The sequence below is a fragment of the Neisseria sp. P0017.S009 genome, assembly GCF_051957375.1.
Taxonomy (GTDB): Bacteria; Pseudomonadota; Gammaproteobacteria; order Burkholderiales; family Neisseriaceae; genus Neisseria; species Neisseria perflava.
In genome coordinates, this window is record NZ_JBQCWL010000002.1 from 309,659 (window position 1) to 323,371 (window position 13,713).

At 49.7% G+C, this 13,713-nt stretch carries 16 protein-coding genes; 6 read left to right on the forward strand and 10 right to left on the reverse strand.

The features are described from left to right. The first annotated feature begins 223 nt into the window (after window positions 1-223). The 5 genes from proB (at window position 224) to ACTHTG_RS03705 (ending at window position 3,875) form a co-directional block, all read left to right on the forward strand. Window positions 224-1,027: a glutamate 5-kinase gene (gene proB, locus ACTHTG_RS03685; protein WP_049335562.1), complete on the forward strand. Its 804-nt coding sequence runs from the start codon at window positions 224-226 to the stop codon at window positions 1,025-1,027. A gap of 9 nt (window positions 1,028-1,036) precedes the next feature. Beyond that, a complete protein-coding gene (locus tag ACTHTG_RS03690; protein ID WP_049335564.1) occupies window positions 1,037-2,287 on the forward strand; it encodes a glutamate-5-semialdehyde dehydrogenase in 1,251 nt (416 codons plus the stop codon). A gap of 88 nt (window positions 2,288-2,375) precedes the next feature. Next, entirely contained in the window at window positions 2,376-2,687 is a 312-nt protein-coding gene (grxD, locus tag ACTHTG_RS03695) for a Grx4 family monothiol glutaredoxin (protein WP_003681608.1), read from the forward strand. Between the two features lie 146 nt (window positions 2,688-2,833). Then, window positions 2,834-3,460 carry a uracil phosphoribosyltransferase gene (upp, locus tag ACTHTG_RS03700; RefSeq protein ID WP_004519527.1) on the forward strand — a complete coding sequence of 209 codons (627 nt, stop codon included), beginning with the start codon at window positions 2,834-2,836 and terminating at the stop codon, window positions 3,458-3,460. Between the two features lie 97 nt (window positions 3,461-3,557). Then, window positions 3,558-3,875 (forward strand): DUF2322 family protein, encoded by a 318-nt coding sequence (locus ACTHTG_RS03705; protein WP_049335566.1) that lies wholly within the window; start codon window positions 3,558-3,560, stop codon window positions 3,873-3,875. Window positions 3,876-3,936: 61 nt separating this feature from the next. Here ACTHTG_RS03705 and trxA read toward each other — a convergent pair whose 3' ends face one another. From trxA to ACTHTG_RS03755, 10 genes are all read right to left on the reverse strand, one after another. Then, a complete protein-coding gene (gene trxA, locus ACTHTG_RS03710) occupies window positions 3,937-4,269 on the reverse strand; it encodes a thioredoxin TrxA (protein WP_003681479.1) in 333 nt (110 codons plus the stop codon). A 126-nt stretch (window positions 4,270-4,395) separates the two neighbouring features. Continuing rightward, window positions 4,396-5,961 carry an ABC transporter ATP-binding protein gene (locus tag ACTHTG_RS03715; RefSeq protein ID WP_049335567.1) on the reverse strand — a complete coding sequence of 522 codons (1,566 nt, stop codon included), beginning with the start codon at window positions 5,959-5,961 and terminating at the stop codon, window positions 4,396-4,398. Window positions 5,962-6,046: 85 nt separating this feature from the next. Further along, window positions 6,047-7,600: a fatty acid--CoA ligase gene (locus ACTHTG_RS03720; protein ID WP_070588366.1), complete on the reverse strand. Its 1,554-nt coding sequence runs from the start codon at window positions 7,598-7,600 to the stop codon at window positions 6,047-6,049. 154 nt (window positions 7,601-7,754) lie between these two features. After that, the gene (locus tag ACTHTG_RS03725; RefSeq protein ID WP_083300566.1) at window positions 7,755-7,853 is read right to left on the reverse strand and encodes a hypothetical protein; all 99 of its coding nucleotides are present in this window, start codon (window positions 7,851-7,853) and stop codon (window positions 7,755-7,757) included. A gap of 52 nt (window positions 7,854-7,905) precedes the next feature. After that, window positions 7,906-8,691, reverse strand: a complete 786-nt coding sequence (locus tag ACTHTG_RS03730; RefSeq protein ID WP_070588367.1) for a TatD family hydrolase — start codon at window positions 8,689-8,691, stop codon at window positions 7,906-7,908. A 4-nt stretch (window positions 8,692-8,695) separates the two neighbouring features. Next, entirely contained in the window at window positions 8,696-9,049 is a 354-nt protein-coding gene (locus ACTHTG_RS03735; RefSeq protein WP_003682949.1) for a PilZ domain-containing protein, read from the reverse strand. A gap of 10 nt (window positions 9,050-9,059) precedes the next feature. Continuing rightward, the gene (locus ACTHTG_RS03740; RefSeq protein WP_070588368.1) at window positions 9,060-10,040 is read right to left on the reverse strand and encodes a DNA polymerase III subunit delta'; all 981 of its coding nucleotides are present in this window, start codon (window positions 10,038-10,040) and stop codon (window positions 9,060-9,062) included. Window positions 10,041-10,362: 322 nt separating this feature from the next. Further along, window positions 10,363-11,679, reverse strand: a complete 1,317-nt coding sequence (locus tag ACTHTG_RS03745; RefSeq protein ID WP_070695371.1) for an MFS transporter — start codon at window positions 11,677-11,679, stop codon at window positions 10,363-10,365. Continuing rightward, window positions 11,676-11,864: a cbb3-type cytochrome oxidase assembly protein CcoS gene (gene ccoS, locus ACTHTG_RS03750; RefSeq protein ID WP_003681462.1), complete on the reverse strand. Its 189-nt coding sequence runs from the start codon at window positions 11,862-11,864 to the stop codon at window positions 11,676-11,678. The genes ACTHTG_RS03745 and ccoS overlap by 4 nt, the downstream gene beginning before the upstream one ends. Then, window positions 11,864-12,169, reverse strand: coding sequence for an HLGFF motif protein (locus ACTHTG_RS03755; RefSeq protein WP_049344144.1), 306 nt, complete (start codon window positions 12,167-12,169; stop codon window positions 11,864-11,866). Before ACTHTG_RS03755 ends, ccoS begins: the two co-directional genes overlap by 1 nt. Window positions 12,170-12,404: 235 nt before the next feature. Between ACTHTG_RS03755 and ACTHTG_RS03760 the strand changes: the two genes are divergently transcribed. Further along, window positions 12,405-13,601 carry an acetate kinase gene (locus ACTHTG_RS03760; protein WP_049344146.1) on the forward strand — a complete coding sequence of 399 codons (1,197 nt, stop codon included), beginning with the start codon at window positions 12,405-12,407 and terminating at the stop codon, window positions 13,599-13,601. Window positions 13,602-13,713: the final 112 nt, after the last annotated feature.

Here is a 13,713-nt window from a genome sequence, read left to right on the forward strand (position 1 = left end):
GAGTTTAAACAATCGGTAAAAGGCCGTCTGAAACCTGAAATAGGGTTTCAGACGGCCTTTTATTTTGTTATTAACGGATTCGGATAAGAGCTGAAAATACGGCTTTTAAAGGAAGCGTTTTTAATTTTGTCTGTATTTTCTATTGCTTCGCAGTTATGATATGGATACGTTTGGCTGAAATAATGCCGCATGCAATCATAAAAATAGAAAGCAGAGGAGAATAATGAAACGAGATTTTGAAGCAGTAAAACGCATTGTTATTAAGATTGGAACCAGTTCGTTGGTGTTGCCAAACGGCAAAATCAATTTGGCAAAAATCGACCAACTGGCCTTTGTCATTTCCAGCTTGGTCAGTAAGGACAAAGAAATTGTGCTGGTGTCTTCCGGCGCGATGGGCTTTGGGCTGAATGTCCTCAACATGGAAAAACGTCCGGCGGAAATGGCGCAGCAGCAGGCTGTTTCCAGCGTCGGCCAAGTGGCCATGATGAGCCTTTACTCGCAGATTTTTTCCCATTATCGGATGACGGTATCGCAAATCCTGCTGACGCGTGATGTGGTCGAATATCCGGAAAGTTTGGCAAACGTTACCAATGCTTTTGAATCCCTGCTTTCCATCGGCGTCATCCCTATTGTCAATGAGAACGACGCGGTCAGCGTGGATGAGATGGACCATGCCACCAAGTTTGGCGATAACGACCGTTTGTCGGCAGTCGTGGCGAAAATCGTTAAAGCCGATTTGCTGATTATGTTGTCCGATATTGACGGTTTGTTTGATAAAAATCCGGCTGTTCACGCCGATGCCAAGCTGCGCAGCCATGTTGCCGATATTACCGAAGAAATTATTGCTTCTGCCGGCGGATCGGGCAGTAAGTTTGGTACGGGCGGCATGTTCAGTAAGATTAAGAGTGCGCAGATGATGTTTGAACATCACGGCCAGATGGTGTTGATGAACAGCGCCAATCCGCGCGATATTCTTCAGGTTTTAGATGGCGCGCCTATTGGAACGTGGTTTGCACAAGAGAAATAGGGAGGTTTGATGAGCTATATCGAACAGTTGGGCAAGAATGCCCAAAAAGCCAGTAAAACGTTAATCAGCTTGGGAAGCTTGGAAAAAAACAATCTGCTGCGTCAGGTTGCAACGGCGTTGGTTGAACAGGCTGAGATGATTTTGGCAGAAAATGCCCGCGATTTGGCCGCTGCAAAAGAAAACGGCATTTCGGACATTATGCTCGACAGGCTGCGTTTGAATCACGAACGCATCAAAGGCATTGCGGAAGGCGTTGGGCAGGTTGCCGATTTGCAGGACCCAATTGGGCAGGTTGTCCGCGGCTATATCAATTTGGACGGTTTGAAAATAGTTCAAAAACGCGTGCCTTTGGGCGTGGTTGCCATGATTTTTGAAAGCCGCCCGAATGTTTCGGTCGATGCGTTTTCTCTGGCCTTTAAAACCGGCAATGCCATTATTTTGCGCGGCGGTCGCGATGCCATCCATTCCAATACCGCATTGATTGCCGTCATCAGGCAGACTTTGGTAAAAGCGGGGATGGATGCCGATGTGGTGCAGCTGGTTGAAGATACCAGTCATGCTGCCGCTGAGGAATTGATGCAGGCGGTTGATTATATTGATGTACTGATTCCGCGCGGCGGCGCGCGCTTGATTCAGACGGTGAAAGAGAAATCGAAAGTTCCCGTCATTGAAACCGGAGTCGGTAATTGCCATATTTATGTGGATGACAGTGCCGATTTGGAGATGGCGGTCAATATCGTCGTGAACGCGAAAACGCAGCGTCCGAGCGTGTGCAATGCCGCGGAGTCTTTGGTTGTTCATGAAAAGATAGCGGAAGCGTTTTTGCCAAAACTGGAAGAAGCCGTTGCCAAAGTGCATCCGATCGAATTTAGAGCCGATCAGGAAGCGCTGCGTATTTTTAAAAATGCTGTTTTGGCAACCGAGGAAGATTACAGTACCGAGTTTCTTGACTATATTATGTCGGTCAAAACGGTAAAATCAGTGGAAGAAGCCGTCGATTGGATTAACGGCCATACGACGCATCACTCGGAAGCGATTGTGACCCAAAGCATTGCCCATGCCGAGTTTTTCCAAGAAAGCATTGATGCGGCGGCGGTTTATGTCAATGCGTCCACTCGGTTCACCGACGGCTTTGTTTTCGGATTGGGCGCGGAAATTGGTATTTCCACCCAAAAAATGCACGCCCGCGGCCCGATGGGTTTGGAAGCGCTGACTTCGACCAAGTTCTACATCAACGGCAACGGTCAGATCCGACGTTGATAAACGCCCCTCAACTTCATCAATTTGCGTATAATGGCGGGAAATTTGATTTTTCCCGAACAACCGATTTAGTAAAAAGGAACACACCATGTCCTCTATCCACGATCAAATCAAAGAAGTCGTTACCACACACCGCGTCGTATTGTTCATGAAAGGCACGAAGCAATTTCCGCAATGCGGCTTCTCTTCCCGTGCCGTACAAATCCTCAATGCGGCAGGTTGCACCGACTATGTGACTGTCAACGTATTGGAAAACGATGCCGTACGCCAAGGCATTAAAGAATACAGCGACTGGCCGACCATTCCTCAACTGTACGTTAACGGCGAATTTGTCGGCGGCTCCGACATTTTGATGGAAATGTATGAAGCAGGCGAACTGCAAGAATTGCTGAAAGCTTAATTATCCACAATATTCCGTAATGTAAAATTGTTGACAAAGGCCGTCTGAAACCCTGATTCAGACGGCCTTTCGCATGAATACGCACTTTGCGCGCCATGCGAAAAAAAGTATAATCCCCCTCCATCAACGCAATTCGGAAAATCAACATGAACGTTACCGTTATCAACCACCCTTTAGTCCGCCACAAACTCACGCTGATGCGTGAAGCGGATTGCAGCACTTACAAATTCCGCACGCTTACCACCGAGTTGGCACGTCTGATGGCATATGAGGCCAGCCGTGATTTTGAAATTGAAAAATATATTATTGACGGCTGGTGCGGCTCTATTGAAGGCGACCGCATCAAAGGCAAAACGCTGACCGTTGTCCCGATTTTGCGTGCCGGTTTGGGTATGCTTGACGGCGTACTCGACCTGATTCCGACTGCCAAAATCAGCGTTGTCGGCTTGCAGCGCGATGAAGAAACTTTGAAACCGGTTTCTTATTTTGAAAAATTTGTCGACAGCATGGACGAACGTCCCGCACTGATTATTGACCCAATGTTGGCGACCGGCGGCTCTATGGTTGCCACCATCGACCTTTTAAAAGCCAAAGGTTGCCGTAACATCAAAGCATTGGTATTGGTTGCCGCTCCGGAAGGCGTAAAAGCCGTCAATGACGCGCATCCTGATGTAACCATCTACACTGCCGCGCTCGACAGCCACTTGAACGAACACGGCTACATCATTCCCGGTTTGGGCGATGCCGGCGATAAGATTTTCGGTACACGTTAATTGAAATGTTTAAGGCCGTCTGAAAAGTGTCAAACCTAAACTTTCAGACGGCCTTGTTATATGGTTTGCTTTAAAACCCACATCAGAAAGGACAATCATGAGCTTCCAAGATAATCTTGCCGCCATGCCTGCCATCGATCATTTGAGCGGCTTAGATATTCTCGACAAAGAGGGCAATGTGGTTCATCACATTCCCAATGCACCCGGCAAACAAGGCTCGCTCAAGCTTTACCATGCTTTGGCGCAAGAGTTTGGCGGTAAACTTGACGCAGCGGCGGCAGAACGCGGCCTGGCATGGTTTGCCGAACATGTTGCCGATGCCGAAGCCAATCCGGGCAAACATCCGAATATTGATTTGCTGTTTAAAGTGAAAGCTGAAAATGCCAGCCTGACTTTGAAACCATTGGCTGCTTAATGAATACAAAAAAGGCCGTCTGAAAACAATTTTCAGACGGCCTTTTTATATGCTTAAAGCCTCAAGCGATAGAGGCTTCAACGAATGCAGTCAGTTGACCTTTAGCCAATGCGCCAACTTTAGTGGCAACGTTTTCGCCGTTTTTGAACACCATCAGGGTAGGGATGCCGCGAACGCCGAATTTGGCAGGAGTGGCTTCATTGTCGTCGATGTTGATTTTAACGACTTTCAGACGGCCTTGGAATTCGGAGGCAATGTCGTCCAAGATTGGGGCGATCATTTTGCAAGGGCCGCACCATGGTGCCCAGAAGTCCAGCAATACAGGTACGTCGGATTTCAAAACGTCTTGTTCGAAGCTGGCATCGCTGGCGTGGATAATCAATTCGCTGCTCATGTTTGTTTCCTTTTGAATGGGGATCGATAAATATGTTGTTCAGGATAGTGGCAGACTGGGAAAATTTCAAGTGCCGCCACTCGGTAATAGTTTTTTTGAAATGCGTCTATCGTAATCCTTAAAGATTCAGACGGCCTCTTGGACCATGTGGCCGGAGTGGGCAATCAAATGACGTGTGTAGTCGCTGGCCGGATTGGCAAATACGCTTTCGCATTCGCCTTCTTCAACGACTTGACCGTCTTTCAACACCATCACGCGGTGGGAAATGGCGCGGATGACGGCGAGGTCGTGGCTGATGATGATGAAGGCGAGGCCGTATTCTTTTTGCAGGCCGCTGAGTAATTCAAGGATTTGTTGTTGCCATTGGACATCGAGCGCACTGGTTGGTTCGTCCAATACGAGGATTTTCGGGCGGACAATGATGGCGCGGGCGATGGCGAGGCGTTGGCGTTGGCCGCCGGAAAATGCGTGCGGATAGCGTTCGAGTGCGTCTTCGGGCAGGCCGACTTGTTTGAGGACTTCTTCGACGCGGCGGCGCATTTCTTCGCGCGGCATTTCAGGTTCGTGCACGCGTAAGGCTTCGGAAACGGTATCGAAGACGTTCATGCGCGGATTGAATGCGCCGAACGGGTCTTGGAACACCATTTGGATTTCGCGTCTCAATTCGTGTTTCCATGGTTCGCCGTTGACAATCAGGCTGCCTTCGGAATCGATAAGGTGCATAACGGCTTTGGCCAGTGTGGTTTTGCCGCTGCCGCTTTCGCCGATGATGCCTAAGGTTTCGCCGGATTTGAGGTCGAAAGAAATGGGGTTGAGAATGGTTTTGTCGCGTTTTTTAAACCAACCGTCCGATTCTTTGACGGAAAAGGCGACGTGCTCGGCCTTAAGTACGGTGGCCGGGTTTTCAGGCAAGGGGGCCACTCGGCGCGTTGTGCCGGCGTTGAGCAGCATTTTGGTGTATTCGTGCTGCGGATTGGCGAAGACTTCGGCTGCTTTGCCGGTTTCAAGGATGCGGCCGTTACGCATAACGGCGACATCGTCGGCAAAACGGCGCACGAGGTTTAAGTCGTGCGTAATGTAGAGCATGGTCATGCCGTGTTCTTCCTGCAGGCGTGAGAGCAGGTCGAGGATTTGGGCTTGAACGGCAACGTCCAAAGCAGTGGTCGGTTCGTCGGCAATCAGGAGCTTGGGTTGGGCGGATACGGCCATGGCAATCATGGCGCGCTGGCGTTGGCCGCCGGAAAGTTGGAACGGATAAGCCTGGGCTTTTTGCTCGGGCTGGTGGATGCCGGTTTCGTCTAGGAGTTCGATGGCGCGCGCCCATGCCTGTTTTTTATCCAAACCCAAATGCAGGGTCAGGACTTCGGCGATTTGTTCGCCGACGCGCATCACGGGGTTGAGGGCGGTCATGGGTTCTTGAAACACCATGCCGATTTCGCAGCCGCGCAGCTTTTGCAGGGCGCGTTCGGACTGGGTCAGCAGGTCGGTTCCGCAATATTTCAGACGGCCTTCAAAGCTAACCATCGGGTTGAGGCGCATAATGCCTTGCGACAATACGGTTTTGCCGCTGCCGCTCTCACCAACCAATGCCAGCTTGCGGCCGGGTTGCAAGGTCAGGTTGATATTGTGCAGGACTTGCTTGCTCGGAAAGGAGCCGTTTAGGTTTTCGATTTCGAGTATAGGTGTCGTCATGGTTGTGGCCGTCTGAAAAGGTTTGTGGAATACAGGTTGTTTTCAGACGGCCTGCATGAATCAAGAGGCCGTCTGAAACAGCGGTTTAGTCTTGAAACTGTTCTTTGAGTTTGCGTTTTAACACTTTGCCGGTGGCATTGCGCGGCAGCTCGTCTTGGAAGATGATTTGTTTGGGGATTTTAAAGTTTGCCAACAGGCCGCGCAGGTGGCTGCGGACTTCGGCTTCTTCCAGCTTCATGCCTTCTTTGAGTTGGATAAAGGCAATGATTTCTTCATCGGCGTATTGGTCTTTCACGCCAATGACGGCGGCGGCTTCCACGGCTTCGAGTTTGTAGATGGCTTCTTCGATTTCGCGCGGATAGACGTTTTGGCCTTTGGAGATAATTAGGTCTTTTTTGCGGTCGACGATGAAGATGAAGCCGTCTTCGTCTATGGTGACAAAGTCGCCGGTTTTCAGCCAACCGTTGACGATGGTTTCATCTGTGGCGTCAGGCATATTGAGGTAGCCTTGCATGACCGAGCCGCCTTTGATGATCAGTTCGCCCACTTCGCCGCGCGGCACTTCGACCAATTCGTCATCGACGGCTTTCACGGTCAGGCCGGGCAGGGCGACGCCGACGCTGGCGGTTTTTTGGCGTTCGGGCGTATTGACGGCCACGACGGGCGAGCATTCGCTCAAGCCGTAGCCTTCCAGCAATTTGGCACGCGGGAATTTGGCTTTGAAGTCGTCAATGGTTTGTCCGGCCAAAGGCGCGCCGCCGCTGATAAACAGGCGGACGCGGTTGAACCATCTGAAATACCAAGGAATTTTGGCCTTGCTCATGGCGGTGTAAATAGCCGGTACGCCGAGGAAAATGGTAGCGCGTTTGAGCAAAACCTGTTTCAACACGTTGGAGAACGGGAAGACGGATTTGACCAAAATAATCGAGCAGGCTTGATATATCGGCAGCAAAACCATGGCAGTCAGCGTAAAGCTGTGGAACATCGGCAAGAAGACGACGAAGCGGTCTTTGCTTGAAATTTGGAAAATTTGTTCGATGCCCGAAAGGTTGGAAAACAGGTTGCTGTAACTGATTAATGCGCCTTTGGGATGGCCGGTTGTACCGGAGGTGTAGATAATGTGCGCCAAATCGTTGACAGACGGCTGACGGCTCAGATTCGGCTTGCCGGGGAATGTGCGTGCGGCATCGAAATAGCTGTCTTCGCCACTGGCGGCTTGGGTTTCGCCAATCCAGATGATTTTACGGACTTTGGTTTTGGCTTTGATGTTTTTGAGTTCTTTGGCCAACGGCGCGGAGGCGAACATAAAGTGTGCGTCGCAGTCATTGAGGATGTAGGAAAATTCTTCGCTTTTCAAAAAGACGTTGAGTGGGACGGCTACTGCGCCGATGGAAGTAATGGCGAAATAGGCGGCAATAAATTCGGGAGAGTTGGAAACGACAAGGGCGACCTTGTCGCCATATTGTACGCCTTCGTGTTGCAGATAGGCGGCGACGGTTTCTACTTCGTGTTTGAGGGAGGAATAGCTGATTTTTTCTTTGTCGTTGAAAATGACCGTGCCTTTACCGTTTTTTTGGCAGGCGGCTGTCAACATGGCGTAAAAATTAGAGTGGGTGTGCATTTCGGAGTTCGTGTCCATATTGTGTCGATGGGTGTACGGTTTCGATGAACCGTTTATTTCGAAGGATAGGTTTTACATCCTATCGGTAAAATAAGCAAGAGGCCGTCTGAAAATACTTTCAGACGGCCTTGAGCTTTGCTGGGCTTAGGAAAGCAATATTTTGAATTTAAATTCATTTATTGTGTTGATGGAAATATTCCCATTCTTTAAAGGTCCGGCCGTTCGGAAGATAGCGCAAGCCGATTTTGTTGTCGTTTCTGTCTTGAGCCATTTTGAGTTTGCCGCTGCGTTTGAGGCAGAACCGGTGGTAGAAAGCCTTAGAACTAGCCGTTGTTCAGACGGCTGTCAGGTACTTTCTTAAACAGGCGGTAGAAATTGTCGCTGGTGTTTTGTGCCAATGTTTCCAAGCTCTCGCCGCGCAGATTGGCTACGAATTCGGCTGTATAGCGGACGTAGGACGGCTCGTTTTGTTTGCCGCGTTTGGGAACCGGCGCGAGGAAGGGTGCATCGGTTTCTACCAAGATTCTATCGGCTGGGACGTATTTGGCGGCTTCCTGAATCAGCGGTGCGTTTTTAAACGTCACAATGCCGGAGAAGGAGATGTATAACCCTAAATCCAAAGTGGCTTTGGCAAAGGCGACGTCTTCAGAGAAGCAATGAATCACGCCGGAATTAGTGTGGCATTCTTTCAAAATCCGCAACGTGTCTTCGGCTGCATCGCGCGTGTGGACGATAACGGGCAGGCCGCTTTCGTTGGCTGCTTGGATATGGTCGGCAAAGCGTTGATGTTGCCATGACAAATCGCCTTTGCACCAGTAATAGTCCAAACCGGTTTCGCCGATACCGACGATTTTCGGATGTTTGGCGGCCTCTACCATTTCGGCAATGGTAAATTCTTCTGCTTCTTGGCTGTCGGGATGTATGCCGATGGTGCAGTAGATGTGGTCATTTGCCTGAGCAATGTCGAAGACTTCGGCAAAACTTTGTTTGCTGACGCTGATGGCAAGCGCCTGTTTGACGCTTTGCGCTTCCATATTGGCAAAGACTTCGGGCAGGCGGTCTTTTAAGCCGTCAAAGTTGAGATGGCAATGTGAATCGATTAAATACATGGTATTACAGGGTAAAAGTAGTGCGGTCGCTGCGCAGGCGCGGGCCAAGCTCGGCTTCGATCAGGTTTTTTGCCTGCAGGCAGCTTTCGTGTTCGGAGAATGCAAGGCCTACGCCTTTGGGGCGATGGGCCGAGGTGCGCGCCGGATTGATCCAAACGACTTTAGTTGGCAGGAAGCGTTTGGGATAGTCGGCGATTTCGACGGCCAAGAGGATGTCTTCGCCTAGTGAGAATACGTCATCGGTCGGTACGAACAGGCCGCCGTGTTCTAAAAACGGCATATAGCAGTTGTACAACAGATTGGGGTCTTTGAGTTGCAAGGCCAACATCTTCGCCGGAATGTCTTTTTTATTCATCATTGATTACCTGTTAGGGTTTGTTTTGCCAAAAATCTAAATATTCGATAAGCAGATACTCAAGCTGCATTTTAACACTCAAGGTATGGTATCCGTAAGGGTTGAGCGCGTTCAGACGGCCCAATAGGGCAAACAGTTTGCGTGAATCGGTTTTAGAGGCCGTCTGAAGCAGGGCTTGGGCATGGTGCGGATAATAAAGCGGCGCCATGCTTTGTTGTGCCAAGCCGACATCCATCAGCCACTTTTGCAACCAGTCGATGAAAACGGCCAGCGGTTGTTTTTGTTTGTCGAACGCGGCGGCGTAGTCGAGTATGGCTAACAGGCGCGGTGCGGCCAGCAGAGTCAGCAACTCTTCGCGTAATGCGTCCAATTCGGGAGTCGGCGTGAATAAAGGTGCGCCGCTGTGAAATGCCAACAAGGCTTCAGCATTTCCCACACCCTGTTGGCGCAGGTATGCCGCAGCCTGCTCATGGGTAGGCGAGGGCAGCACCATCTGGCGGCAACGGCTTTTGATGGTAGGCAGGAGTTTGTCGCGCGCATGGGTAACGAGCAGGAAAACGACGTGTTGCGGCGGCTCTTCCAGAGCTTTCAACAAACCGTTTGCCGCCTGTGTGTTCATGCTTTCAGCCGGATGCACCAATACCACGCGCAGTCCGCCGCGGACAGCGGTCAGGTAAATGTTTTCCACAATATCGCGCACGGCATCGATTTTGATTTGCAGGAGTTTGCGTCCTGTTGCCTCGCCTTCGGGCATTTCCGGCGTGAGTTCGTAAAAGTCGGGATGGGTGTTTTGGCTGAACAAATGGCACGAAGCACACTCGCCGCAGGGTTCATGGCCGGACTTGGGCGATTCGCACAGCAATGCCTGCGCGACAAAGCGGGCAAACTCGGTTTTGCCGGTATTTTCTTTGCCGGTAAACAGCCAAGCGTTGGGTCGGTTTTGCCAATGGGCGGCGAGCTGTTGCCATTGGGTTTCATGCCATGGGTAAATCATATCGTTTGGGAACTATAAGGTAGGTGGTTATTATACTCTCAGGCCGTCTGAAAAAGGTTTCAGACGGCCTTTAATAAACTGCTTAAAAATTAATCAAGTATCTTTTTGCTTTGAAATATCAATTATTAAGCTTACTTATTCACAGCCTTTGCACACGCTTGTTTGGGGAAAATGTGCATTTTGTTTGGTAGTAAAGTTGTACTTAAAATTTAGTCAGTCCTGTTTTTTAATGTTAAATCAGACAGTAATCTGATTTATGCACAAGCTGTCCACGCGATTGAATAGTGAAAATGTGCATGGTGGGGAGACATTTCAGACGGCCTTATTTGCTGCTTTTCAACAAAGCGGTCAAATCCCCGATAAATTTCGATTCCCGTTTGATGAGGTAAACAATCAACGGAATATTACCTACGGCAACAATCAAATACAGCAGCGTGATGCTGTTGAACAACATCAGCAAAACCGCGCTCAAAATGGCAGCCGACACCATAAACACGCCGTTGATGATGTTGTTGGCGGCAACAGCATGGGCGCGGAAGGTTTCGCTGCTGGCAGTTTGCAGCCAAGTGTAGAGCGGTACGGAGAAGAAGCCGCCGAAAAAGCCGATGGCCGACATCACGAGCATAATCGGATACGTTTGGGCTTGCGATAAAAACCAAATAATGCCGTTTAATTCGGTAAAACGTTGGCCTTGGGTCAGCCACACCAGCAATAATCCACAGACCGTCAGTCCCAGAGTGCCGATGGTAACCAAGCCCAAAATCAGGCGTTCGTGGCTGAGTTTGGCGCATAACACCGAGCCGATGGCGATACCGATGGAGAACAGCGCCAACATCAGGTTGAACACATTATCGTTGCCGCCCAAATGGATTTGCGTGAACGTTGGCAGTTGGGTGGTATAAACCGAGCCGATAAACCAAAACCATGAAATACCAATGATGGAAGTGAATACGGGACGATTGGCCGCCGCTTCACGAATCAGTGAATTCGTGCCTTTAATGATGTTCCATTCGATTTTTGTGTCCGACATTTTAGCGGGTACAGACGGCATAAACAGGCTGGTCATCGAGCCGCCGATAGCGACCAATAACACCAAACCACCAACAATATACGGCGGAACACCTGCGACTGCGGTGCCCAAAATTTGGCCGAGCAAAATGGAGATAAACGTACCCGATTCAATCAGGCTGTTGCCCATAATCAGCTCTTTGTCGTTGAGGTAATCGGGCAAAATGGCATATTTCAGAGGGCCGAACAAAGTCGATTGCGTACCCATGCAAAACAGGCAGATTAAAAGCAAAGGCGCGGATTGAATATAGAAGCCATATGCTGCCACTGCCATAATGATGATTTCCAACAGCTTGATCCAGCGCGCTAAAACGGCTTTATCGAATTTGTTGCTCAGCTGTCCTGACAGTGCGGAAAACAGGAAGTAGGGCAGAATAAACAGCATTGCGCCCAAATTCAGCATTTGGCTGGGCGGCAGAAAGTCGTTTTTACCCAAACCGTAAAAACTGATCATCACGAATAATGCGGTTTTGAACATATTATCGTTCAACGCGCCCAAAAACTGCGTCCCAAAGAGCGGCGCAAAACGGCGGGTCGTGTGGAAATTCAGATTGTCTTTTTTAAGGCTCATTGTTTGGATTCTTTGTCTTCGTCTTTTTCGATCAGTTTTTCAGTGGAGTCGTCATCCATCAAAATGCGGTGCGCAGGTCCTTCAAGGTCGTCAAACTGTCCGTTTTTACCCGACCACCAGAAAAACCAGCCGATGATGAAGGCCAAAATAATGCTGATGGGGACAAGGATAAACATACTTTCCATTACATCGCTCCGGTCAAATCGGTCAGGATAAAGGTTTTACCGCTAATGGTCAGGTATTCGTTGCGCAACGAACCGATATTTTTATCGTCAAAAAACAGTTCGATACGGTCTTTAACCACGCGCCAGTATTGCGGGATATCGGTTTGCTCAAAAGGCGACAATACCGCCGCTTCGGCTGCGTCTTCACTTTGCAGCTTGATTACAAAGCGTCCGCTTTGCGGCGGATTTTGCGATTCATCGTCTGCCAGCATAATGAAAAATCCGGCGTGTTCGCCGTCTTGAGTGTGGATACTGAAATAATGCATATCGGTAAATTTTCAAAACCGTCGTCATTTTTTCAGACGGCCTAAAATAAAATTCCGTCCATTTTACATCAAATATTAAGTCAAGCAGCCGATTACATTTTTTGTTAGAATACGACGTTTACTTTGTTAATCTGTTCAGACCGCTACCCACTACGTCCCACAAGGGGTGCAACATAGCCGGAGCCGCAGTAAGGTCCCGACAAAAATGCCGTCTGAAACCTCAAGGAGCATAAAAATGTCACAAAAATTAATCTTGGTTTTGAACTGCGGTAGCTCTTCCCTCAAAGGTGCCGTATTGGATAACGACAGCGGCGAAGTATTGCTGAGCTGCCTGGCAGAAAAGCTCAATCTGCCTGATGCCTACATTACCTTTAAATTCAACGGTGAAAAACACAAAGTTGACCTGTCTGCCAAGCCCGACCACACCGGCGCAGTTGAAGCCCTGATGGAAGAACTCAAAGCCCACGGCCTCGACAGCCGCATCGGCGCCATCGGTCACCGCGTCGTCAGCGGCGGCGAACTGTACAGCGAATCCATCCTCGTTGACGACGAAGTTATCGCTGGCATCGAAAAATGTATCCCGCTCGCTCCCCTGCACAACCCGGCCCACCTTTTGGGTCTGCGTGCCGCACAAAGCATTTTCAAAGGTTTGCCTAACGTTGTCGTATTCGACACCGCCTTCCACCAAACCATGCCGGAACATGCCTACACCTACGCTGTTCCACATGAATTGTATGAAAAATACGGCTTGCGTCGCTACGGCGCGCACGGTACCAGCTACCGCTACGTTTCTGATGAAACCGCCCGTTTCCTCGGTAAAGACAAAAAAGACCTGCGCATGGTGATTGCCCACTTGGGTAACGGCGCATCTATTACCGCCGTCGCCAACGGCGAATCACGCGATACCAGCATGGGTCTGACTCCGCTAGAAGGTTTGGTCATGGGTACCCGCAGCGGCGATATCGACCCTTCAGTTTTCAGCTTCTTGGCTGAAAATGCCAACATGACCATCGCCCAAATCACCGACATGCTGAACAAAAAATCAGGTCTGCTCGGTATTTCAGGTTTGTCCAATGACTGCCGTACCATCGAAGAAGAAGCTGCAAAAGGTCATCCAGGCGCCAAACTGGCTTTGGAAATGTTCATCTACCGCTTGGCTAAATACATCGGCAGCATGACAGTCGCGGCAGGCGGTTTGGACGCATTGGTCTTCACCGGCGGTATCGGTGAAAACTCCGACATCATCCGCGAACGCGTATTGGGCTACTTGGGCTTCCTCGGTCTGTACATCGACCAAGAAGCCAACCTAAAAGCCCGTTTCGGTAATGCTGGTGTGATTACCACTGCCGACAGCAAAGCTGTTGCCGTTGTGATTCCTACCAACGAAGAATTGATGATTGCACACGATACTGCCCGTCTGAGCGGCCTGTAATCTCCGTCATTATTGAAAACCTGCCCGCAAGGGCAGGTTTTTTTGTTGTGTATAGATGAAGAAAATTTTGAGGATATATCGAAAAAAGCCGGAAAACATTGCGTTTACCGGC